General features: G+C 74.5%; 15 protein-coding genes and 2 pseudogenes. 11 read left to right on the top strand and 6 right to left on the bottom strand.

Annotation, left to right across the window (positions count from 1 at the left end; genetic code table 11):
• Positions 1-18 precede the first annotated feature (18 nt).
• Both NEH16_RS27035 and NEH16_RS27040 read right to left on the bottom strand, forming a co-directional pair.
• Positions 19-1,607: pseudogene (locus tag NEH16_RS27035) on the bottom strand (hypothetical protein).
• A gap of 37 nt (positions 1,608-1,644) precedes the next feature.
• Complete coding sequence (locus tag NEH16_RS27040; RefSeq protein WP_018103962.1) at positions 1,645-1,839, bottom strand: hypothetical protein; 195 nt, start codon at positions 1,837-1,839, stop codon at positions 1,645-1,647.
• A gap of 243 nt (positions 1,840-2,082) precedes the next feature.
• On the opposite strand from NEH16_RS27040, the gene NEH16_RS27045 reads away from it, so the two are divergent.
• The 6 genes and pseudogenes from NEH16_RS27045 to NEH16_RS27070 all read left to right on the top strand — a co-directional run bounded on the left by NEH16_RS27045 (position 2,083) and on the right by NEH16_RS27070 (position 15,278).
• A complete protein-coding gene (locus NEH16_RS27045) occupies positions 2,083-2,475 on the top strand; it encodes an ankyrin repeat domain-containing protein (RefSeq protein ID WP_265545463.1) in 393 nt (130 codons plus the stop codon).
• A gap of 233 nt (positions 2,476-2,708) precedes the next feature.
• Positions 2,709-4,130: a HEAT repeat domain-containing protein gene (locus NEH16_RS27050; RefSeq protein ID WP_265545464.1), complete on the top strand. Its 1,422-nt coding sequence runs from the start codon at positions 2,709-2,711 to the stop codon at positions 4,128-4,130.
• A 101-nt stretch (positions 4,131-4,231) separates the two neighbouring features.
• A complete protein-coding gene (locus tag NEH16_RS27055) occupies positions 4,232-7,861 on the top strand; it encodes a hydantoinase B/oxoprolinase family protein (RefSeq protein WP_265545465.1) in 3,630 nt (1,209 codons plus the stop codon).
• Between the two features lie 70 nt (positions 7,862-7,931).
• A pseudogene (locus NEH16_RS27060) lies at positions 7,932-9,457 on the top strand (hypothetical protein).
• 58 nt (positions 9,458-9,515) lie between these two features.
• Positions 9,516-10,436, top strand: coding sequence for a hypothetical protein (locus NEH16_RS27065; protein ID WP_073967718.1), 921 nt, complete (start codon positions 9,516-9,518; stop codon positions 10,434-10,436).
• A gap of 57 nt (positions 10,437-10,493) precedes the next feature.
• Entirely contained in the window at positions 10,494-15,278 is a 4,785-nt protein-coding gene (locus tag NEH16_RS27070; protein ID WP_265545468.1) for a hypothetical protein, read from the top strand.
• 15 nt (positions 15,279-15,293) lie between these two features.
• On the opposite strand, the gene NEH16_RS27075 is transcribed toward NEH16_RS27070, so the two are convergent.
• Positions 15,294-15,743 (bottom strand): hypothetical protein, encoded by a 450-nt coding sequence (locus NEH16_RS27075; protein WP_265545469.1) that lies wholly within the window; start codon positions 15,741-15,743, stop codon positions 15,294-15,296.
• Positions 15,744-16,142: 399 nt separating this feature from the next.
• On the opposite strand from NEH16_RS27075, the gene NEH16_RS27080 reads away from it, so the two are divergent.
• From NEH16_RS27080 to NEH16_RS27095, 4 genes are read left to right on the top strand one after another with little or no spacing between them, the layout of a single operon-like run.
• Positions 16,143-18,860, top strand: a complete 2,718-nt coding sequence (locus tag NEH16_RS27080) for a sensor histidine kinase (RefSeq protein WP_265545470.1) — start codon at positions 16,143-16,145, stop codon at positions 18,858-18,860.
• On the top strand, positions 18,857-19,300 hold the full coding sequence (locus NEH16_RS27085; protein ID WP_265545472.1) for a roadblock/LC7 domain-containing protein: 444 nt from the start codon (positions 18,857-18,859) through the stop codon (positions 19,298-19,300). The genes NEH16_RS27080 and NEH16_RS27085 overlap by 4 nt, the downstream gene beginning before the upstream one ends.
• Before the next feature lie 9 nt (positions 19,301-19,309).
• Positions 19,310-19,732, top strand: a complete 423-nt coding sequence (locus tag NEH16_RS27090; RefSeq protein WP_073967714.1) for a DUF742 domain-containing protein — start codon at positions 19,310-19,312, stop codon at positions 19,730-19,732.
• Positions 19,713-20,318, top strand: a complete 606-nt coding sequence (locus NEH16_RS27095) for a GTP-binding protein (RefSeq protein ID WP_265545474.1) — start codon at positions 19,713-19,715, stop codon at positions 20,316-20,318. Before NEH16_RS27090 ends, NEH16_RS27095 begins: the two co-directional genes overlap by 20 nt.
• Here the strand turns inward: NEH16_RS27095 and NEH16_RS27100 are convergent.
• Both NEH16_RS27100 and NEH16_RS27105 read right to left on the bottom strand, forming a co-directional pair.
• A complete protein-coding gene (locus NEH16_RS27100; protein WP_265545476.1) occupies positions 20,315-20,665 on the bottom strand; it encodes a DUF962 domain-containing protein in 351 nt (116 codons plus the stop codon). The two genes, NEH16_RS27095 and NEH16_RS27100, sit on opposite strands and share 4 nt — an antisense overlap.
• 120 nt (positions 20,666-20,785) lie before the next feature.
• Positions 20,786-21,592: a M15 family metallopeptidase gene (locus NEH16_RS27105; RefSeq protein WP_073968113.1), complete on the bottom strand. Its 807-nt coding sequence runs from the start codon at positions 21,590-21,592 to the stop codon at positions 20,786-20,788.
• 56 nt (positions 21,593-21,648) lie between these two features.
• On the opposite strand from NEH16_RS27105, the gene NEH16_RS27110 reads away from it, so the two are divergent.
• Positions 21,649-22,224 carry an NUDIX domain-containing protein gene (locus tag NEH16_RS27110; protein WP_265545478.1) on the top strand — a complete coding sequence of 192 codons (576 nt, stop codon included), beginning with the start codon at positions 21,649-21,651 and terminating at the stop codon, positions 22,222-22,224.
• Positions 22,225-22,239: 15 nt separating this feature from the next.
• Here the strand turns inward: NEH16_RS27110 and NEH16_RS27115 are convergent, their stop codons facing one another.
• Entirely contained in the window at positions 22,240-23,679 is a 1,440-nt protein-coding gene (locus NEH16_RS27115; protein ID WP_265545481.1) for a TIM-barrel domain-containing protein, read from the bottom strand.
• Between the last annotated feature and the right edge of the window lie 93 nt (positions 23,680-23,772).

Genomic DNA, 23,772 nt, shown 5'->3' on the forward strand with positions numbered 1-23,772 from the left:
TCCGCCGCTGTCACGCGTTCAGTCGCCGACCGCCACGGCCTCCAGCGCGACCGGCGCCTCCACGGCCTCGACCGGCGCCGGTTCCGGCGCCCCCGCCTCGACCGCCGTGCGCCGCTCCGGCAGCAGGCTGAGCACCGCCGCGCGCTGCGCCTCGCTCGTGGCGTCGTCGTACGGGTCGGGCGTGGCCGGGACCTGGATGCGCAGGACCGGCCCCGCGCCGAACCGGGCGTAGCCGCGTCCGGCGGGGGCGTCCGGCGGCGGGGTGGTGTGCGGTCCGGTGCCGAGCACCGACGCGACCTGCTCGGCGGTGCACTCGCCGAGGACCACCCGGGCCCTGGTGTGCGTCCGGACGGTCTCGCCGAGGCCGTCGAGGTGGTCGAACGCCTCGGCCAGGACCACGACGACATGGGCGGCCCGGCCGTGCCGCAGCGGGATCTGGAGCAGTTCCTGCGCGTCGGGCGTGCCGTCACCGGACGGGCGGGCGAGCGCGCTCGGCCGGTCCAGCAGGATCCAGAGCGGCCGGGTCAGGTCCTCGGGGACCGGGTCCCCGGCCTGCCGGGCGCGGTTCGCCTCGATCAGCCGGCGCTCCGTCTCGTTGGCCGCCCACTCCAGGGTGGAGAGCGCCCCGGCGGGCCCGCACTCGACGGCCAGGACGCCTTCGCGGCCGGTGAAGCAGGCGTACTCGCCGGTGCCACTGCCCTCCACGATGAGGACGTCGCCCTGCTGGAGCGCCTGGAGGGCGATGGACCGCAGCAGGGTGGTGGTGCCGCTGCCGGGCTGCCCGGCGACGAGCAGGTGCGGCTCGGTGGAGCGGGGGCCGGTGCGCCAGACGACGCCGGGCGCGTCCCGGGTGCCGGTGCCGTCGCTCACCGGCAGGGTGCGCCGTACGGCGTCCTCGTCCGTGAAGCCGAGGACGGTCTCGCCGGGGCGGTGACGAAGCGCTGGGCGGTGAGCGAGGTCGGCAGGGCGTCCAGGACGCTCATCACGAGCCGGTTGCCCTCCTCGTCCCAGCTGAACCGGTACTCCCGGCCGCGGCCCGACTTGGCGTGCAGCAGCTGTTCGATCCGGGCCCGGGACTCGGGCTCGCTGTCGGTGAAGTACGCGGGATACGCGACCTGGAGGCGCGAGACGCGGCCGTCGCCGTCGAACGCGTAACCGCTGAAGACCTTCTCCCAGTCGCCGCCGTGGCTGAACAGCGGCTCGGGGTCCTCGGCCGTCGAGAAGTACGGCACGAGGGCTTCGTACAGGGAGCGCAGCCGCGCGGTCTCCGCCTCGTCGGGGCCGGTCCTGACGGGGGTGCGGTCGCGTCCCATCCATGCGGCTGCGCCCATCACCGTGACGAGGGCCAGCACCGGCCCGTACGGGATGAGCGCGACCACGAGTACGCAGGCCGCGACGAGGAACAGCGTGGGGCCACGCCGGTCCTTGGGTGTCGCGGCCCACTTCTGCCGTCCTGCGCCGGCCAGCAGCCGCAGACCGCGCGTGAGCGTGATCAGCGGATGGAGCACATCGGTGGCGCTGTCGGCGGCCGTGCGCGCGAACTCTCGACTGCGAGTGATCGAAGCGCTGCCGCTGCTCAGAATGCGGGGGAGTGGTCGCCTGGCCACGTCTGTCTCCTGAAGGGGTCGGTGCGGAGGCGGAGGGTCAGAACTTGATCCCGCCCAGGAGTCCGGCCAGGCTCGCTCCGCCCGCGGTAATGCTCGGTGCGATGGCGGTCCCGGCCAGGTAGAAGCCGAACAGGGCGGTGACGAGGGCGTGCGACGCCTTGAGGCCGTCCTTCCTGAAGAAGAGGAAGACGATGATGCCGAGGATGACGACGCCGGACATGGAAAGGATCATGAGTGTTCTCCTGGTTGGAGGGGACGGTCACCATGAGTCCTTCCAGGCTCACCCCAAGTATCCATAAGATAAAAGGCGTAATCGGGTGAAAAGGGTGATTATCCACCCGATCGGCGGAGGGGAAACCCGGGCCTGATCATGGACCCGCCCGGGCAGTACCCTGTCGGTTCACTCGCACGGCCCCCGCCGTGCACGTCCCGGCCGCCGACGGCGGCCCGAACGGTCAAGGAAGGCGGTACCCCGATGAGCGACGTCCCCGATCCCGAGGTCGTGGAGCTGGCCTCCAAGGTGTTCGACCTGGCACGCGCCGGCGACGCCGACGCCCTCGCCGCCTATGTGGACGCCGGGGTGCCCGCCAACCTCACCAACGACCGGGGCGACTCGCTGCTGATGCTCGCCGCCTACCACGGGCACGCCCCCGCGGTCACCGCCCTCGCCGCCCGCGGCGCCGACCCGGGCCGGGCCAACGACCGGGGCCAGACCCCCCTCGCCGGAGCCGTCTTCAAGGGCGAGGAAGCGGTCGTCCGCGCCCTCCTCGACGCGGGCGCCGACCCGGCCGCCGGAACACCCTCCGCGGTCGACACCGCACGCATGTTCGGCAAGGACGACCTGCTGGAACTCTTCGGCGCCCGCTGACGGGTACGCCGTAAATGTGGTCGCGGTGGCGAAATGACTGGGTCATCATGACGTCGCGGGCCCGATCCGGGCCACCCGACGAGAGGCAGAGGAAGATGCTCTACACCAGGCAGAAGACGGCGGTCGGCGAATCATGTTGCTGCGCGGCCTAGGGCTCGCCCCAGTGCTCGTCCCGGAGCACATGGAACTGCACAGTCCCGGTTGTGTCGACAGCTTGATGTGAGGCTTTCCCCATGTTCGATCCGTTCATAGCGCCGAGCGGCACCCTGCTCGGGCTGCTCCAGAGAGGCCGCGGCGACGGCACCCTCCACGCGCTCGCCGCACCGCGCTCCGAGGCCCTGGCGGCCCTCAACCACTGCGTCCTGAGCGACCCGCGCCACGACTGGCAGGTGGAGAACCGCTCCCTGTACTACGCGCGCCTCTACCTCGACCTCGACGGCGGCACCGAGGAGATCGAGCGGCACCTGACCGACCCCGAGGACCACCTCGACACCGAGGACTCGCGGACCGGGCTCGCCCTGTCCGTCCTCGGCCACCTCGCCTCCTACGGGCGCGCCGACGCCCTCGTCCTCCTGCGGCGCTACGCCGCGACCGGCTCCAACTGGGCCTGGGCCCTGGACGAGCTGGCCCTGCGCGACGACGACGCCGGACTCCGCTCCCTCGCCGAGCCCGTGCTCGCCCGTTTCCCCGACGACCCCGAGGGCCGCGCCGAGCTGGCCGCGACCGTCCGGGACGCCTACGAGCCCCGCCCCTGGCGGCTCTGGGCCGACGACCCGCGCGAGGCGGTCGGCGCCCGCGTCCGGGCCGCGTCCGAGCAGGGGTCCTTCGACCGCTGGCAGCGCCAGATGCGCCCCGGCGGCCCCCGGCCCGGCTGGAGCGTCCAGGCGGTCTTCGACTGGGCCCGGCAGGGCCTGGAGCGCGGCAGCGTGCTGCATGTGCCCGCCGCCCGCTGCCTCGCCGCCGTCGCGGGCCCCGAGGACCGGCCCGAGATCGTCGAGGCCGCCCGCAGCGGACCCGACGCCGCCCGCTGCGCCGCCCTCCACTATCTGGCCGCCGAGGTCCGCGACCCCGCCGTGCTCGACCTGATCGAGGCCGCCGCCACCGAACCCCGGGGCACCGTCCCCGACGCCGCCGTCGCCGCCTTCGAGCGGATGTGCGGCGAGGACGCCGTGGAGCGCGCCCGCCGCTGGGCCCGCAGGCCCGACGCCCTCGGAGCCTCCGCCGCCGGCGTGCTGGCCGGACGCGGCGGCCCGCAGGACGCCCCCGCGGTGCTCGGCGCGCTGCGCGACGCCGTACGCGGCGACGGACCCGACGCGCCACGGCTGTGGGCGCTCGTGGACGGCGCCGGCCGCCTCGGCATCGCCTGCGCCGCACCCGTACTGCGCCACATCTACCGGGAGACGTCCTCCTCGCAGCTGCGCGGCCGGACCGCCCGGGCCCTCGCGGCCACCGATCCGTCCTTCGCCACCGGGTTCGCCGTCGAGTGCCTGTGGGACTGCGAGGAGACGACCCGCGAGGTCGCCGCCCGCCACGCCGAGACCGGTGACCTCCGCGTCGCCGAGCGGCTGCGCCGCCTGGCCGCCGACCCCGCCGAGGAGGCCGAGGTCCAGTCCGCGGTACGCAGCAGGATCGGCCCGGACGCCCCGGCGGTCTGACCGGCGGAAACACCCCGTAACACCCCAGGAGTGCAGCGCGTCGGGGGCGCGCCGCCCCCGCCCTGTTCCGCGATCACCGGACGGCGGGCCACTATGGGGGCATGACCGGGCGCTGGGAGTTCTGGATCGACCGAGGCGGCACCTTCACCGACGTGGTGGGGAGGCGCCCCGACGGAGAACTCGTCACCCGCAAACTCCTCTCGCACGACCCGGACCGCTACCGCGACGCCGCCGTCGCCGGCATCCGGCTGATGCTCGGCCTCGGACCCGAAGAGCCGGTCCCCGCCGACCGGGTCGCCGCCGTCAAGATGGGCACCACCGTCGCCACCAACGCCCTCCTGGAGCGGCGCGGCGAACCGACCCTCCTGGTCATCACCGAAGGCTTCCGGGACGCCCTGCGCATCGCGTACCAGAACCGCCCCCGCCTCTTCGACCGCCGCATCCTGCTCCCGGAAGCCGTCTACGACCGGGTCGTCGAGGTCCCCGAGCGCATCGACGCCCACGGCCGCACCCTCACCCCGCTCGACCGCGACGAAGTCGCCCGCCTGCTTCGAGAGGCCCGCGCCGACGGGCTGACCAGCGCGGCCGTCGTCCTGATGCACGGCTACCGCCACCCGGCCCACGAGCAGGCCGTCGCCGCCGAGGCCCGGGCCGCCGGCTTCACCCAGATCAGCTGCTCCCACGAGGTCAGCCCGCTGATCAAGCTCGTCCCGCGCGGCGACACCACCGTCGTGGACGCCTACCTCTCGCCGATCCTGCGCCGCTACGTCGACTCGGTCGCCGCCGAACTCCCCGGCATCCGGCTCATGTTCATGCAGTCCAACGGCGGCCTGCGCGAGGCCGCCCACTTCCGCGGCAAGGACGCCGTGCTCTCCGGGCCCGCCGGCGGGGTCGTCGGCATGGTCCGCACCTCCGCCCGGGCCGGCCACGACCGGGTCATCGGCTTCGACATGGGCGGCACCTCCACCGACGTCTCGCACTACGCGGGCGAGTTCGAACGCGAACTGGGCACCGAGGTCGCCGGCGCCCGGATGCGCGTCCCCATGATGAACATCCACACCGTCGCGGCCGGCGGCGGCTCCGTCCTCCACTTCGACGGCCGTCGCTACCGGGTCGGCCCCGACTCCGCCGGCGCGGTCCCCGGCCCCGCCTGCTACCGCCGGGGCGGGCCGCTGACCGTCACCGACGCCCAGGTCATGCTGGGCCGCATCCGCCCCGCCCACTTCCCCGCCGTCTTCGGCCCGGACGGCGACCAGCCCCTCGACGCGGACCTCGTGCGCGAACGCTTCGAGGAGCTGGCCGAGGAGGTCGCCCGGGCCACCGGCACCAAGCGGACGGCCGCCGAGACCGCGGCCGGCTTCCTGGAGATCGCGGTCCTCTCCATGGCCAACGCCGTCAAGAAGATCTCCGTACAGCGCGGCCACGACATCACCCGCTACGCCCTCACCGGCTTCGGCGGCGCCGGGGGCCAGGCCGTCTGCGCCGTCGCCGACGCCCTCGGCATCGACACCGTCCTCGTCCCGCCGCTGGCCGGAGTGCTGTCCGCGTACGGAATCGGGCTCGCCGACGCCACCGCCATGCGCGAGCAGTCCTTCGAAGCCGCCCTGGACGCGGACTCCGAGAGCCGGGTGCGGGAGCTGTGCGACGAACTCGCCGCCCGTACGAGCGACGACCTGCGCGCCGACGGGGTGCCCGCCGACGCCATCAGCACCCGCGCTCGCGTCCTGCTGCGGTACGAGGGCACCGACGCGAGCCTGCCCGTCGCCCTGGACACGGCCGCCGCCATGACCGACGCCTTCACCCGCGAGCACCGCGCCCGCTACGGCTTCACGGCCGACCGGGGGCTCGTCGTGGAGACCGTCTCCGTCGAGGCCACCGGGACCGCCGGCGGCCACGCCGAGATCCGGCCCGCCGCACGCGACGAGGGCGCCCCCACCACACCCCACCCCCACGACACCGCCCGCATGTTCGCGGAAGGGCACTGGCAGGAGGCCCCGCTCCACCGCCGGGACGACCTCAGGGCCACCGACGTCGTCACCGGCCCCGCCGTCGTCGCGGAGGCCGACGCCACCACCGTCGTGGACCCCGGCTGGCAGGCCGAACTCGCCGCCACCGGCCACCTCGTCCTCACCCGCGCCCGCCCGCGCCCCGCCCGGCAGGCCGTCGGCACCCAGGTCGACCCGGTGATGCTGGAGGTCTTCAACAACCTCTTCATGTCCATCGCCGAGCAGATGGGCGTGACCCTGGAGAACACCGCCCGCTCCGTCAACATCAAGGAGCGCCTCGACTTCTCCTGCGCCCTGTTCGACGCCGACGGCAACCTGATCGCCAACGCGCCCCACATCCCCGTCCACCTCGGCTCCATGGGCGAGTCGATCAAGGAAGTGCTGCGGCGCAACGCCGGCACCATGCGCCCCGGCGACGTCTACGCCATCAACGACCCGTACCACGGCGGCACCCACCTGCCCGACGTCACCGTCGTGACACCCGTGTTCGACACCACAGCCGACGGGCCGGTGCTGCGCTTCCTGGTGGCCTCGCGCGGCCACCACGCCGAGATCGGCGGCATCACCCCCGGCTCCATGCCCGCCTTCAGCCGGACCGTGGACGAGGAAGGCGTCCTCTTCGACAACTGGCTCCTGGTCCGGGACGGCACCTTCCGCGAGGACGCCACCCGCGACCACCTCACCACCGCCCCGTACCCCTCCCGCGACCCCGGCACCAACCTCGCCGACCTGCGCGCCCAGATCGCCGCCAACGAGAAGGGGATCGCCGAACTGCGCGCCGTGACCGACCAGTTCGGCACCGAGGTCGTGGACGCCTACATGGGCCATGTGCAGGCCAACGCCGAGGAGTCGGTACGCCGCATCGTCGCCGGGCTCGACGACGGCCACTACCGCTACGAGACGGACAACGGCGCCGTCATCGAGGTGACGGTCACCGTGGACCGCGAGGCCCGCGCCGCCGTCATCGACTTCACCGGTACGTCCCCGCAGCAGCCGGGCAACTTCAACGCCCCGAAGTCCGTGGTCATGGCCGCCGTGCTGTACGTCTTCCGCACCCTGGTCGCCGACGACATCCCGCTCAACAGCGGCTGCCTGAACCCGCTGGAGATCCGCATCCCCGAGGGCTCCATGCTCGCGCCCGTCCCGCCCGCCGCCACCGTCGCCGGCAACGTCGAGACCTCGCAGGCGGTGACCGGCGCGCTCTACGCGGCCCTGGGCGTCCAGGCCGAGGGCTCCGGCACCATGAACAACCTGACCTTCGGCAACGACCGGGTGCAGTACTACGAGACCGTCGCCAGCGGCTCCGGCGCGGGCGAGGACTTCGACGGAACCGACGCCGTCCAGACCCACATGACCAACTCCCGGCTCACCGACCCCGAGATCCTGGAGTGGCGCTACCCGGTCCTGCTGGAGAGCTTCCGGGTGCGCGAGGGCAGCGGGGGAGCGGGCCGGCACCGGGGCGGGCGCGGGGTCGAGCGCCGCATCCGCTTCCTCGAACCGGTCACCCTGGCCCTGCTCACCGGACACCGCCGCGTGCCCCCGTACGGCATGGCGGGCGGCGGACCCGGCGCCCTCGGCAGCCAGCACATCGAACGCGCCGACGGCAGCCGCACCGAGCTGGCCGCCTGCGACAGCGCGGACGCCGGACCGGGCGACGTACTGGTGCTGCGTACGCCAGGGGGCGGCGGTTACGGGGAAGAGGGCGGGGAGAACGCGGGGGCCTGACCGGTCCGCCGGGAGCGGCCCTTCTGCGCCGTTTCGACCGTTGTCAGTGCGAGGACCTAATCTGTGCACCGTGACTTCGCCTGCCTACACGGACAACGCTGCGCCCCAGCTCAGCGCGGGGCCGCGGCCCGCACCGGGCCCGGCCGCCGACGAGGGGCTGTCGCGGCGGCTGCGCGCGCTCGCCTGCACCGCGCCGCTGCACGACCTGGACGTGCGCAAGGCGAACCTCGCCGGTGAGTACAGCGGGTACGCGATGGCCGAGGTCGCCCTCGCCGCCATCGACCACGTCACGCTCAACATGGACTTCGACACGGGCGCGGACCACGACCAGATAGTGACCAGGCTCCTCCCGCGCGTCGCCGCCCAGGCCCCCTCCCGCCCCGCCGCCGAGCACGAACGGGTCGCCCGCTGGGTCCTGGAGAACCTGATCAACGTCGGCAGCGTGGACCGCGGATTCCGCGCGGTCTACGGCACCTTCGGGCCCGACGGCGTCTACGTCCGCCGCGACTACGACTTCAAGCTCATCGAGGAGGTCCCCGGGCACGGCGGCAGCGTCTATCTGCGGGCCACCGACGAGGCGGTCAACGTCCTGGTCGGCGCCCTCGACACGGACGTCACCAGCGCCCAGATCGCCGCCGAGGTCAAGCTGGAGGTCCTGATCAGCCGGGGCCGCCTCGCCGACGCCCAGCTCGCCGCCGAACAGGCCCGCTACCGGACCGTGCAGTACGCGGAGACGCTGCGCAAGACGCTCGACGCCACCCGCCGCAACGTCCGCGCGGTCGACTGGCTCAACGCCGTGCCCGACATGATCGCCGAGGCCCTGGACCACGTCGCCGACCGCTACCGCCACGAGAACGCGATCCTCACCAACATCCGCAAGGCCCGCGACGAGGCCGAGGACCCCGAGCACAAGCGCCGCGCCGCCGAGCTGGTCGACATCGTCAAGGACTGCATCCGCCGCCACACCCAGCTCCAGTCCCGGCTCCTGGAAGCAGGACCGCTCTTCCGCGCCGAGCAGGACCGCCAGGCGTTCGCCGCCCCCGCCGCCCGCTCCGGCCTCGACCTGTACGGACAGCTCCTCGGCCCGCTGCTGCCGCTCCCGGTCGAGCAGGCGAGCCGCGCCACCGACGCCTTCTTCGCCCACGGCACCGGCCTGCGCACCCCGGTCTCCGTCCGGGTGGGCGACCTGGTCGACCTGCTCCTCAGCCCGCCCCCGCCCGCGAACACCTCGGCGCCGAGATGCCCGAGCCGGACCTGATCGCCACCCCCGACGACAGCCGCTTCAGCGAGGAGCAGCTGGCCGCCGCGATGGAGCTGCTCGACCTGGAGCACGACGCGCCGCGCCGCCTCTCCGGCCTCCTCGCCGACGCCCGCCGCCGCGACCCCGACCTGCCCTACCTCGTCGCCCTGCTCGCCGTGCACGCCGCGAGCCCCCCGGTCGGCACCGCCTACCGCCAGGGCGAGCGCCGCCTGCTGTTCTCCGTGGACGACGGCACCCCGCTGGACGACGAGGAGTTCGGCGGCGCCGACCTGATCGTCGGCACGGCCCTGCTCGACGCCGCCGGCATGGCCGCCGACCGCACGGAGGCGCCGTGACAGCCCCGGGCCCCCGTACCACCTTCCGCAACACCATCCGCACCGAGGAGCCAGTGTCGTGAGCGACCACCGCGCAGAGCACGCCGACGCGTGGAGCGAGCCCGCCGACCGGCCCGCCCCCGCCTACGAGCCCGACCGCCCGGCGCCCGCACCCGCCGCCGTCACCCCGGCGGACGCGGCCGACGCCGCCCGGCTCGTCGCCTTCGGCCTCCAGCCCAAGCTGCTCCCCGCCCGCGACGCGGAGTACGCCGAACTGCTGCGCCGCTACCGGGACGACCCCGCCTTCGCCCGGCTCGCCGACGCCGTCGCCACCGGCCTCGGCCTCATCGTCCTGGAGGTCTCGCCCCGGGCCGGCATGGCCGTCACGGCGGGCGAGGACTCCGTCTTCGCCGTCCGCATGGGCGACTACGCGCGCCGCGCCTCCTCGGACAGCGCCGACCGCTTCCTGCACGGCCTCGCCCATCTCGCCGTCGCCGCCATGGCCTTCCCGCGCCCCGAGGACCTGGCCGACGACGCCTACATCGGCCGGATCACGGTCAACGGCGTCGACGCCTTCGTACGCCAGGCGTGCGACCGCCTGGAGCAGCGCGCCGAGGAGCAGGGCGACAACACCGACCCGGCCAGTGACGCCCCGGGCCTGGAGGCCGGCTGGCGCGTCTACGCCCGGCGCAGCGCCACCGGCGCCACCAAGGACGCCCGCCGGCTCGCCGGATCCACCACCGGCATCATCGGCAAGGCCGTCGCCTTCCTCACCGACTCCGGCTTCCTCCAGCGCACCGGCGACGACGCCGGAGGCACGTACCGCACCACCGCCCGCTACCAGCTCCAGGTCCGCGACATGGCCGGCAGCGCCGCCATGGCCGAACTCCTCGACCTGGGCGTCGTCCCCGTCACCGACGGGAGCGCCACGCTGCTGCCGCCCCCGGACCCCGACGACCTGGAACTGGTGGCCGACGCGGGCCTGCCGTTCCACGGCTGACCGCCGCCCGCCACCGACGCCCTCCCCCCGCTCCCAGAACGACGAGAGTCCGCCGCCATGTACGAGCTGTCCCGGGTCCGCCTCTACTCCATCGGGCCGGCCGGCGCACGCTACGCCGACACCGTGCTCGACCTGCGCGGAGTCGGCGAGCCCGTGCCCCGCCCCGCCCCGGCGCAGGCGGAGTTCTTCGAGGACGAGCCGGTCGGCCCGCCGCGCCGCCCCGCCCCCGCGGGCGTCCTCTTCCTGGAGAACGGCGGCGGCAAGTCCGTCCTGCTGAAGCTGATCTTCTCGGTGATGCTCCCGGGCCACCGCAACACCCTCGGCGGCGCCAGCTCCGGCGTGCTGCGCAAGTTCCTGCTCGCCGACGACTGCGGGCACGTCGCCCTGGAATGGCAGCACACCCTGACCGGCGAGTGCGTGGTCGTCGGCAAGGTCAGCGAGTGGCGCGGGCGCCAGGTCTCCAACGACCCCCGGAAGTTCGCCGAGGCGTGGTATTCGTTCCGGCCCGGCCCCGGGCTCGGCCTGGACTCGCTGCCCGTCGCCGAGTCCACCGCCGTCGGCCGCCCCGCCGAGGGCGTCTCCGGCGCCCGCGGCCGCCGCCGCACCATGAAGGGCTTCCGCGACGCGCTCACCGAGGCCGGGAAGTTCTACCAGCACCTCGACGTGCACTGGGAGGAGATCCACGACCGCTGGAACGAGCACCTGGGCGACCTGGGCCTCGACCCCGAACTCTTCCGCTACCAGCGCGAGATGAACGCGGACGAGGGCGAGGCGGCCGGCCTCTTCGCGGTCAAGAAGGACTCCGACTTCACCGACCTGCTGCTGCGCGCCGTCACCGACACCCGCGACACGGACGGCCTCGCCGACCTCGTCAGCGGCTTCGGCAACAAGCTCGGCCGCCGCGCCGAACTCACCGCCGAACGCGACTTCACCGCCGGCTCCGCCGACCTCCTCGGCCGCATCGTCGAGGCCGCCGGGACCCGGGCCCGCGCCCGCGACATCCACGCCGGATCCGAGCGCCGCACCCGCACCCTCGCCCGCCGCCTCTCCGCCCGCGCCGGCGAGGAGCGCGGCCGGGCCGCCGAGCTGGCCCAGCAGGTCACCTCCGCCGCCCACACCGTCACCGGCGCCGAGGAGACCCGCGGCCGCTGCGCCCTGATCGCCGCCGAACTCGCCTACCGGCACGCCTCGCTGGCGCTCACCGCCGCCGAGAGGAGCGCCGCCGCCCAGCGCCGCGAACTGGGCGACGCGCGCACCCTGCACTCCGCCTGGCAGGCCGCCGAGGCCGTGCTGCGCCACCGCGCCGCCGCCGACCGCTCCGCCCGCGTCGCCGCCGCGATCCGGGAGGCCGAGCGGGACGCCGCCCCCGCCCTCGCCGCTCGCGCGAGCGCCGCCGCCGACCTCGTACGAGCCCTGCACACCGCCGCCGAGGCGGGCGAGAGCCGGGCCAACGAGGAGGAGGAGCGCTCCGACGCCCTCCAGAGCGCCGGCGAGGCCGCGCACCGGGACGCCACCACCGCCGCCACCGAGGCCCAGCGCGCCCGCAGCGAGGCCGGACACCTGCGCCAGCGCCTCGCCGAGGTCGAGCAGGAGACCGCCGAGGCCGTCCGGGCCGGCTGGCTGGACGACACCGCGCCGCACGCCGACCCGGCCAGGGCCGCCCTCGCCGCCAACGACGCCGAACAGAACGCCGTCGCCGCCTGGGACACCGCCCGCGAGGCCGCCGGAGCCGCCGCCGACCGGGCCCGCCAGGCCACCGCCGACGAGTCCCGCGCCGAACTGGCCGCCGCCCGCGCCGCCGACGCCGCCCGCGCCGCCGAGCAGGCGTACGAGGCGGAGCTGAGGGCCGCCGACTCGATCGCCGCCGAACCCCGCCTCGCGGAACTGCTCGGACTGTCCGCCGACCGGACCGGCGCGGTGCCCCGCCCCCGGCAGGCCGCCGCCGACGCCCCGTACGGGCACGACGAGGGGCCGGCCCCCGCACCGGCCGCCCCGGACGGAGCCGAACCCGCCCCGCACGGCGCGCCCTCCGCCACCGCAGCCCTCCCCGGGCCCGCCGGACAGGCCCTCACCGCCGACGAGTTCGACCGCAGCGCCGACGAACTGCGCGAACTGCTCGACCAGAGCGTCGCCTCCGCCGAACGGCGCCTGTTCGAACTGCGCACCGCGGCCGCCGACGACGCCCGCATCCTCGGCGCGCTCGGGGACGGCGGCCTCCTCCCGCCCAGCCCGGACGTCCTGGCCACCGTGGAATACCTCGGCGAGCAGGGCATCCCCGCCCTCCCCGGCTGGCGCTACCTCGCCCAGGCCGTCGACCCCGCCGACCACGCGGCCGTCCTCGCCGCCCGGCCCGAGCTCGTGGACGGCGTCGTCATCACCGACCCCGACGCGCACGCCCGCGCCCGCGACGTCCTCGGCGCCGCCGCCCTGCTGCCCCGGTCCGCCGTCGCCGTCGGCACCGCCGCCGCCCTCCTCGCGCCCGTGCCCGACCCCGGCACCGGCACGTCAGGGCCCGGCGAGAGCGTCTTCCTCGTCCCGCCGAACCCGGCCATGCACGACGAGCACGCCGCCGACGAGGAGCGTCAGGCGCTGCGCAGCCGGGCCGCCGCCCGCGACGAGGACATCCGGGTGCTCGCCGCCCGCCTAAGCGCCGACCGCGCGCTCGCCTCCCGCATCGGCTCCTGGCGCGCCGACTGCCCGCCCGGCATGCTCGCCGAGCTGGCCGAAGCCGCCGCCACCGCCCGCACCGCCGCCGAGACCGCCGAGGCCGCCCTCGCCGAGGCCCGCACGGTCCGCGCCGAGGCCGACGAGGCCGCCGCCGACACCGCCCGGGTCCGCGAGGAGCGCCAGGAGGCCGCTCAGCGCGCCCGCCGGGCCGCCGACGCCCTCGCCGGACTCGCCTTCCGGCTGCGCGAACGGGCCGGCTGGCAGGCCAAGCTCCGCGAACTGACCGACGAGGCGGCGGAGAGCGAGGCCCGCGCCACCGTCTTCCTGGAGCGCGCCCGCGCCGCCGACGAGGACCGCCGCGCCGCCCAGCGCGCCGCCGACGACGCCCGCCGCACCGCCCGCGCCCTGCGCGCCGAACGCGCCGAGATCGCCGGCGCCCCCGAACACCTCCCCGACCTCGGTGAGGACGCCCCGCGCCAGGCCCTGCCCGCCCTGCGCGAGGCGTACCGGGCGGCGTCCCAGCTGTACGAGAAGGTGGGCGTCGGCGCCGACCTGCGCGCCGAGCAGGCCCGCGCCGAGAGCGACGAGAGCGCCGCCCTCGCCGAGCTGGACCGCCTCACCAACAAGGTCCGCACCCGGGCCGCCCAGCTCCTGGAGGGCACCGACGGCGCCGACGGCCCCTCCCGGCAGGCCGCCGCCGCCCGCGCCGAATCCCTCGTCCAGCTCCTGGAGACCCGGGCCTCCGCCGCCAGTGAGCAGCTGGGCCGACTGCGCGGCGAGGCCGAACGCCTGGCGCCCGCCGACGGCGAGAGCCTGCACACCGAGCTGCCCGCCGACCGGGTGCCCGCCGACGCCGAACAGGCCCAGGCCCTGCTGCGCACCGCCACCGCCGAGCTGGCCGCCGCCACCGCCGCGCTGGACACCGCCCGGGCCGCCCACGCCGAGCTGCTGCACGCCCACCGCGCCGCCGAGGACGCGGCGGGCGGCTTCGACGAGACGGCCGCCCTGCTGCGCGACCTGCTCAGGGACCACGGCGCCGACGACGACCCGGAGGAGCCCGAGCCGTACCCGGGCAGCCTGGAGGAGGCCCGGCAGTCCGCCGCCGAGGCCCGTCGCTCGCTGCGCGGCTGCGCCGCCGACCTCTCCGCCGCCGAAGCGGCCGTCCGGGAGGCGAGCGACGTCCTCGTACGGCACGCCAACTCGACCCGCTACGAGCAGGTCCGCACCCCGGCCCGGCAGCAGATCCGCGAACTGCCCGCCGCGGCCCTCCCCGAGCACGCCGAGAAGTGGGCCGCCGCCTTCGCGCCCCGGCTGCGCGTCCTCACCGACGAGCTGGCCCAGCTGGAGCGCAACCGCGACTCCATCGTGGACCGGCTGCGCGGGCTGGTGGAGTCCGCGCTGACCACGCTCCGCTCCGCCCAGCGGCTCTCCCGGCTCCCCGAGGGCCTGGGGGAGTGGTCCGGGCAGGAATTCCTCCGTATCCGCTTCGAGGAGCCCGACCAGGCAACGCTGACCGACCGGCTCGGCGAGGTCATCGACGAGGCGACGCGGGCGGCCCTCCGGAAGAATTCCGACCTGCGCCGCGACGGCATGTCGCTGCTGCTGCGCGGGGTCCAGGCGGCCCTGGAGCCCAAGGGCGTCGCCGTCGAGATCCTGAAGCCGGACGCCGTGCTGCGCGCCGAGCGCGTACCGGTCGGTCAGATGGGCGACGTCTTCTCCGGCGGCCAGCTGCTCACCGCCGCCATCGCCCTGTACTGCACGATGGCCGCCCTCCGCAGCAACGACCGGGGGCGTGACCGCGCGGAGCACCGGCACGCGGGCACGCTCTTCCTGGACAATCCGATCGGCCGGGCCAACGCCACCTACCTGCTGGAGCTCCAGCGCGCGGTGGCCGACGCGCTGGGCGTACAACTGCTGTACACCACCGGCCTGTTCGACACGACGGCCCTCGCGGAATTCCCGCTCGTCATCCGGCTGCGCAACGACGCGGACCTGCGCGCCGGGCTGAAGTACATCAGCGTCGAGGAGCACCTGCGCCCCGGGCTGCCGCAGCAGGACCCCGGCGCCGAGACGGTGCACGGCGAGATCACCGCCACCCGCATGTTCAAGCGCGGCGCCCCGGCCCCGAGGACCCCCGACGCGTCCGAGACCGTCGAGGAGGCCAGGACCTCCTGAGGCCGCCGGGCGCGGTCAGGCCCGCGACAGGCGGCGGTCCGCGCCCCGGTGGCCTATCCGGGCAGCGTCCCGCTGCGCGGCGCGGGCCTCACGCCGCGCCCTGCGCCGCTCGCGGCGCAACTGCCGGGCCGAGCTGCTGGGTTCGGAGACCACGCCGTTGCGCTGGTTCCAGACCTGGCGGGTGACCCAGACGTCCAGCACGGCCCAGGTCGCCACCACCGTGCTCGCCACCCCGGTCAGCACCATCGGGAAGGAGAGCCAGGACCCGGCCATCGCGGTCAGGAACGCCACCATCGCCAGGATCATCGTCAACGACATGACGAGCACCGCACGCACCGCCGCCGTCCGCACCGGATCGGGCATGCGCCTGCGCGTCGCCGGCTCCTCCACCCACAGAGGCTGCCGCCCCGGCTCGCTCACATCCCCCACCGGCTCCACCGCGCCCTCACGCTCCTGTGTGTCCAAGGCCCTTCACTCCCACCGCTGTCCGACTTCAGGGTTGCTGCCCGGCATACACCCTTTCTACGCGGCCGGTCCGTCCCGTCCGCCCGAGCGTGCCCCGTTGGTCCCCCTACCCCCGTACAGACAGACGAGTGGTCAGCGGTGAAGATTCCTCCCACGCGTCACGAAACGAAGAATTCCAGCCAACCGGGACGTGAAGGAACCTGCCATGCCCCAGGGCCTCTTCTGTCGCTTTCGTGAATTTCATCTCCCGGAATACCGGGACAAGCCATGGTCAACTCCCGGTAAGGCGGCCGAAAATCGTCCGGACATGCCTTCGAGTTGTCTGTGTGTCGGTAGTAGGCTCGCGCCGTTTGTTGACGAAACCCGTCCCCGGTCCCGCGGGGATGACCTGGGGGAGGCATGCGCTTTCGCGGAAAGTCCATCCGCAGGAAGATCGTGGCGTTGCTCGTGGTGCCTCTCGTATCGCTCACCGCCCTCTGGGGATTCGCCACCTATCTCACCGGGCGCGAGGCCGGGAAACTGCTCAGCGCGAGCACCGTCGTGGAGAAGGTCGGCCACCCGCTGGAGGACACCGTCCGGGTCATCCAGAGCGAACGCCGCCAGACCCTCGTCTTCCTCGCCGACCCGCGCGCCTCCGACGCCCTGCCCGTGCTGCGCCGGCAGCGCGCCGCGACCGACCGGGTCGTGGCCGAGGTACGCGAGAGCGCCGGGCAGAAGGACATCCGCGACGCGCTCGGCCCGACCGCCGAGACCCAGCTCGGCTCGATACTCGGCGCCGTCGAAGGACTCGACGCCCTGCGCGACTCCGTCGACAAACGCACCATCGGACGGCTCAAGGCGATGGCGTACTACAACCGCCTGATCGACCCCTGCTACCGATTCCTGTCCGGTCTGCACACCATGGAGAACGTCTCCATGGACCGGCAGGTCCGGGCACTGACCGGCCTGTCCCGCGCCCGCGAAATGCTTTCCCGGGAAGACGCCCTGGTCGCCTCCGGACTCCTGGCCGGCCGCCTCACCGCCCCCGAACTCCGCCAGATATCCGACCTCGTCGCCCAACGCGGCCTGCTCTACGAGACCAACCTCGACCTCCTCCCCGCCTCCGAACGCCGCCGCGTCCAGGAGTACTGGCAGGGCCCGGACAGCGAACCGCTGCGCTCCGCCGAGGACGGGATCATCTCCCGGGGCCCCACCACCAGCCCGCGCACCGCCGACGCCGCCCGCTGGCAGGAGGTCGCCCCGGCCGCCCTGGAACGGCTGGCCAACGACTCGACGGAGATGAACAACCGCTTCCAGGACCGGGGCAAGCCCGCCGGCTACGGCATCCTGATCAAGGCGGGCATCGCCGGCGTCCTAGGCTTCCTCGCCCTCGTCGTCTCCGTCTTCGTCTCCGTACGCATCGGGCGCGAGCTCGTCCGCGACCTCACCCGGCTCCGCAAGGACGCCCACGAGGTCGCCGGCGTCCGCCTGCCGAGCGTGATGCGCCGCCTCGCCGCCGGTGAACAGGTCGACGTGGAGACCGAGTCCCCGCACCTCCAGTACGAGCGCGACGAGATCGGCCAGGTCGGCCAGGCCCTCAACACCCTGCAACGCGCCGCGGTCGAGGCCGCCGTCAAACAGGCCGACATGCGCCGCGGCGTCTCCGAGGTCTTCGTCAACCTCGCCCGCCGCAACCAGGTCCTGCTCCACCGCCAGCTCACACTGCTGGACACCATGGAGCGCCGCACCGAGAACACCGACGAACTCGCCGACCTCTTCCGCCTCGACCACCTCACCACCCGCATGCGCCGGCACGCCGAGGGCCTGGTCATCCTCTCCGGCGCCGCCCCCTCCCGGCAGTGGCGCAAGCCCATCCAGCTGATGGACGTGGTCCGGGCCGCCGTCGCCGAGGTCGAGGACTACGAACGCATCGAGGTCCGGCGGCTGCCCCGGATCGGCGTGGGCGGCCCGGCCGTCGCCGACCTCACCCACCTGATCGCCGAACTCCTGGAGAACGCCACGGTGTTCTCGCCCCCGCACACCGCGGTCCAGGTGCACGGCGAGCGCGTCGCCAACGGCTTCACCCTGGAAATCCACGACCGGGGCCTCGGCATGCCGCCCGACGTCCTGCTCGGCGCCAACCTCCGGCTCGCCGAGACCCCCGAGTTCGAGCTGTCCGACACCGACCGCCTCGGCCTCTTCGTGGTCAGCCGGCTCGCCCAGCGGCAGAACGTCCGGGTGTCCCTCCAGACCTCCCCGTACGGCGGCACCACCGCCGTCGTGTTCATCCCGGCCGCCCTCCTCACCGACGCCCCCGAGTCGCACGGCACCGGCTTCCGCCTCGACCGCAGGGCCGAGAAGGCCCTCTCCGGCAGCACGCCGGACGGCGACACCCGGCGCCCGGAGGCGGACGACTCGGTCCCGGGCCGGCCGAGCGGCCTCTCGCCGGTGCCCACCGGACTCGTCGACCCGGCCCTGCTCAACGGCCCCGTCGAGCTGGAGGGCGACGAGCCGCTGGACTTCACCCGCGACCCGGTCCTCGAAGCGGTGACGGGCCCGGGGCTCGACTCCGTGCTCGACGGCGTCTCCGACCTGGAGGACACCGAGAGCGAACGCGGCGGCATCTTCCGCGCCCGCGCCCTGCGCCGCGAAGGCGACCGCGAGCAGCACCAGCAGGCCCCCGACGACGGCGTGCGGGCCCTGCACCCCGAGGGCGTCCGGCCGCTGCCCCGTCGGCGCCGCCCGCCCACGCTGGTCACCGACCGCGGCCGCCGGGTCGACGGGGGAGGCCGCACCCACCCCGCGTCCGAGGACCGCGAGCCGGCCCGCCCGGTGGACCGCCCCGCCGTCCCCGCGCCCCGTACGCCCGAACCCGCCCCCGACACCGTGGGCGGCCTGCCCCGCCGCGTCCGGCAGGCCAGCCTCGCCCCGCAGCTGCGCGAGGGACCGGACAGCCGCACGGCGCGGCCCGCCCCGGTGGAGAGCGCCGACGACATCGAGCGGGACGCCGAAGAGGTACGCAGTCGTATGGCTTCGCTCCAGCGCGGCTGGCAGCGCGGCCGCCAGGAGAACGCCGAGGACCCGACGGGCCCCGGCGACATCGCAGCAGGAACCACTCCGGGAGGGGACGGTCCATGACCGCACCGAACGCCGCCGCAACCGACACCACACGCCAGGGGTCCGGCGAACTCAACTGGCTCCTCGACGAACTCGTCGCGCGCGTCGCCAGCATCCGCAAGGCGCTGGTGCTCTCCAGCGACGGGCTGCCCACCGGCGCCTCCAAGGACCTGACGCGCGAGGACAGCGAGCATCTGGCCGCCGTCGCCTCCGGCTTCCACAGCCTGGCCAAGGGCGTCGGCCGCCACTTCGACGCGGGCAGGGTCCGCCAGACCGTCGTGGAGCTGGACGAGGCGTTCCTCTTCGTCACGGCGGCCGGTGACGGCAGCTGTCTGGCCGTCCTGGCCGAATCCGACTCGGACGTGGGGCAGGTGGCGTACGAGATGACGCTCATGGTCAAGCGCGTGGGGAGCCACCTGGCCAACGCGCCCCGGACGGCCGGTCAGCCCTCCGGGGGGTGAGCCGACGCCATGAGCGCCGCATCGCCCGGCTCCCCGGAGACCCCGGAAAGGCCGCGGACCCCGCGCTGGTACGACGACGACGCGGGGCCCGTCGTCCGCCCCTACGCGATGACCCGCGGACGCACCGGCAGTGCGTCCCGCCACCGCCTCGACCTGATCGCGATCGTCGTGCCCGAACCCGCGGCCGACGACCCGGACAGGGACCAGCTGCTCACCCCGGAACACGTCGAGATCCTCGAACTCTGCGGTGAGCTGCCCCAGTCGATCGCCGAACTCGCCTCCTCCCTGGACCTGCCCGTGGGCGTGGTACGGGTGCTGGTGGGCGATCTCGTGGACGACGAGCTGGTGCATGTGACCCGTCCCGTTCCGCCGGCCGAGCTGCCGGACGTGAACATTCTCCGTGAGGTGATCAATGGCCTTCGGGCGCTCTAGCCGCAGCAGGCGGCCCGTGGAGCCCGTCACCCTCAAGATCCTGGTGGCGGGCGGCTTCGGCGTGGGCAAGACGACGCTGGTGGGCGCGGTCAGCGAGATCAGGCCGCTGCGCACGGAGGAACGGCTGACCGAGGCCGGCCGGCCGGTGGACGACCTGGACGGCGTCGAGGCGAAGACCACGACGACCGTGGCCATGGACTTCGGGCGGATCACGCTCCGCGAGGACCTGGTGCTGTACCTCTTCGGCACGCCGGGACAGGACCGGTTCTGGTTCCTCTGGGACGAGCTGGCGCAGGGGGCGTTGGGCGCGGTCGTGCTCGCGGACACCCGGCGCTTGGCCGACTGCTTCGCGGCCGTCGACTACTTCGAGCGCCGCGAGATCCCGTTCGCCGTCGCCGTCAACCGCTTCGAGGGCGCGGAGGTGTTCCCGGAGGCGACGGTACGGGCGGCGCTCGACCTGGACCCGCAGGTGCTGCTCCTGATGTGCGATGCGCGGGACCGGGCCTCGGCACGCGATGTGCTGGTGGCCGTGGTCGAACACGCCCTGGCCCGCGCGGACCGCCCGCGCGAGCCCGTCACGACCTAACGGCCGTTCTCCGCCAGCCACTTCTCGGCGGTCTGCGCCAGCTCGTGGTCGCGGCCCGCCAGCATCATGCGGATCATCTGCGCGTCACCGCGCAGCGACCACGCCGGGTGGCCGAAGGTGGCCGGGTTGTTCTTCTCGATCAGGAAGTGCGCGGGCCAGGCCGTGCCGTATCCGATGAGCGGCAGCGCGGCCAGATACCGCTTGCGGCCGCGCGCCAGCCCGTACGCGCTGAGGGCGAGACCGGTCAGGGTGCCGGTGAGATGCACCCAGCGGGTCGCCGCCCGCGAGTGCATCGCGACGTAGTAGGGCCAGAACTCTTCGTACGAATCGAACGTCTGCTGTGGCATACCGGCACCGTAATGGCTGATCCGGCAACCGGAAACGGCTGCGCCGCGTCCGGAAAGAAGAACGGGCGGCCGGAACCCACGGGGGTGGTCCCGGTCGCCCGTTCCTTCGCGCCGGCCGGCTCAGTGTCCGGCGACCGACCTGCGGGCCACCGGGAAGTCGAAGTAGGTGTCCGGGAACGTCTCGGGCTGGAAGGTGTAGTGCCACCACTCCTCGGCCAGGTTGACGAAACCGGCCTCGGTGAGCGTCTTCTTCAGGAACTGCCGATTGGCGCGCTGCACACCCTGGATACGGGGGTCATCGGTGTGCGAGAGCGTGTCGAAGCAGTCGAAACCCGTGCCCATGTCCACCGAGTTGTCCGGGAAACGGTCGGCCCGCGGCGCGTAGCACGGCACCAGCTTCTCGCCCGGGCGGTACGGCCTGGTCGGCAGCGCGGGCAGCCGTACGAGCGTCAGGTCCACGGTGCTGCCCCGGCTGTGCCCGGACTTCTCCGCGATGTAACCGTCGGCGAACAGCCGGGACTTGTCGACCCGGGGATAGAACTCGCCCTTCATCGTCTCGTCGTCCAGATCCTTCGCCCACCGCACGAAGTGGTCGACGGCCCGCTGCGGGCGGTAGCAGTCGTACACCTTCAGCGAGTAGCCCTGCCGCAGCAGCCGGAGCTGCGCGCGGTGCAGGGCCTCGGCGGCCGGCCGGGTCAGGATGCACAGCGGCTGCCGGTATCCGTCCACGGGCTCGCCCATGAAGTCGTGGGCGGTGGGGTAGCGCATCTCCTGGATGATCGTGGGGTCCACCGAACGCAGCGAGACGAACTCCCGGGGCGCCTTCGGCTCGGGCTCCGCCTGCGCCACCGGCGCGGTGACGGTCACGGCGAGCAGGGCGGCGGCGGTGGCCGCCAGGGCGCGGAATGCGGTCGCGATGGCTGTCATGAGCACATCCTCCACGGTCCGCGCCCGCCGCACAGGTGATCCGGTACAGTCCGCGCGTGTCCACCACCGGTTCCCCGCCCGGTCACCACGAGAGCCGGCCCCACGAGGAAACGGAGCAGCCCGTGACGTTCTCCCACTGCCCCGCCTGCGGAGCCGCCTACACCGGCCTCCCGGCCCCCGACACCTGGCCCCGCACCTGCGCCGCCTGCGGCGAGACCGCCTACCGCAACCCGCTCCCGGTCGCCGTCGCCCTGCTCCCCGTCACCGACGGCGACACCACCGGCCTCGTCGTCATCACCCGCACCATCGAACCGGCACGCGGCGGCCTCGCCCTGCCCGGCGGCTTCATCGACCACGCCGAGGACTGGCAGCACGCCGTCGTACGGGAACTGCGCGAGGAGACCCGCATCGAGGCACGTCCCGAGGAGGTCCGCCTCGCGGACGCCCTCAGCTCACCCGCCGGACACCTGCTCCTCTTCGGCCTGCTCCCCGAACGGCCCGCCGCCGCGCTCCCGCCGTCCGCCCCCACCGACGAGACGTCCGGCCACACCCTGCTCACCGCCCCCGCCACGCTGGCCTTCCCCCTCCACACCGAGGCCGTCCACCGCTGGTTCGCCGGCCGCTACCGCTGAGCAGGCGCGCCGCCCTCACACACCCCGCACCCGCACCGGGAGGTGCACCGCCCCGCCCTCCCGCTCCACCACGACCCGCCCGCCCTCCAGCCGGGACGTGTACCGCTCGACCTCCACCGGCTCCCGGCCGTCACCCGCGTCCCGGACCACCGTCCCGCCACCCGGACGCCCCGCCACCGGCGCCCACACCTCCAGCTCCAGACCGCCGTCCGCACCCCGCACCGGAATCACCGCCCCCGCCCGGGCCAGCACCGGCACCCGGGACAGCGGCGCCTCCACCACCGCCCGCCCCGGCCCCTCGTACACCGCCCCGCTCACCGTGTCGTACCAGCGCCCCGGCGGCAGCGGCACCGACCGGCGCACCGCCCCCGGCTCCAGCACGGGCGCCACCAGCAGGGCGTCACCGAGCAGGAAGGCGTCCTCGCAGTCCCGCAGCTCCCGGTCCCCGGGCGCCGACCACCACAGCGGGCGCACGCACGGCGCACCCGTCAGCGCCGCAAGCCGCGCCAAGGTCACCGCGTACGGCCGCAACCGCTCCCGCTCCACCAGCGCCTCCGGCTCGAACTCCCATGGCTCGCCCCAGTGTCGGGCGGACGGCGGCACCGCGGCAGCCCCCGTCAGCGCCGACCATCCCGCCAGCACCCGGGCCGGGGTACCCGCCACCGCCCAGCAGCGCAACGGCCCGCCGTCCACCCGCACCTCCGAAGCGCCCAGCAGGTCGTGCCCGGACCCCGCGCCCTCCCTCCCCTCCCGCAACGTCATCCGGCCCGACCAGGAGTTGTCGTAGAACACCAGGTGCGTCCCCGCGTCCGCCACCACCAACTGCACCGGCGGCGTCGGATACAGCGGATCGTCCCCCGGCCCGAACCGCCCGCCCGGTTCCGTGCTCCCCAACGCGTACGACCCGTCCCGCAGCCGAGGCCCCGCCGCCCGCCCACCCAGCCCGAAGAACCGCGCGTCCGCCGCCACCTCCGCACGCTGCACCCACCGCGCCGCCCCGCCCGCCACCGGCTCCCACCACCGCGGCGGCAGTTCCCGGCGCAGCACCACCCCGCCCGGCGTCCGCAGCTCCACCGCCCCGTGCCGCGACACCGCGACCGTCAGCCGCTCCGCCACGACCTGCCAACCGCCGTCCGTACCCGGCTCCAGCACCGCCCGCAGATCCGCCGCGGGCGCCTCCCCGTCCACCGCGTACGACGGCCCCGGCCCGGCCCCGTCCCACCCCCAGAACACCGCACCGCCCACCGCCACCCGGATCCGCAACTCCGAACGCGCGAACCGCACCACACCGCCACCCGGCCCCGGCTCAGCCCCCGTCACAGGCCCCGGCACCCGCGCCCGCTCCGCCCCGCGCCCCGGCAGCGCCCACGCGTCCGCACGCGCCCGGCGCACCATGCGCAGCCCCCGCTTCGAACCCACCGACTTCACCGAGCGCACCAGGTCACGACCGTTCATGCCGCTCACCCTGCCACCCGCCCGACCGCGAACAGGCGCCGTTCAACTTCCGTTCATCCCGCACCCGACGTGGCCGGACCACATACCGGGACA

The sequence above is a fragment of the Streptomyces drozdowiczii genome (assembly GCF_026167665.1).
GTDB lineage: Bacteria > Actinomycetota > Actinomycetes > Streptomycetales > Streptomycetaceae > Streptomyces > Streptomyces drozdowiczii_A.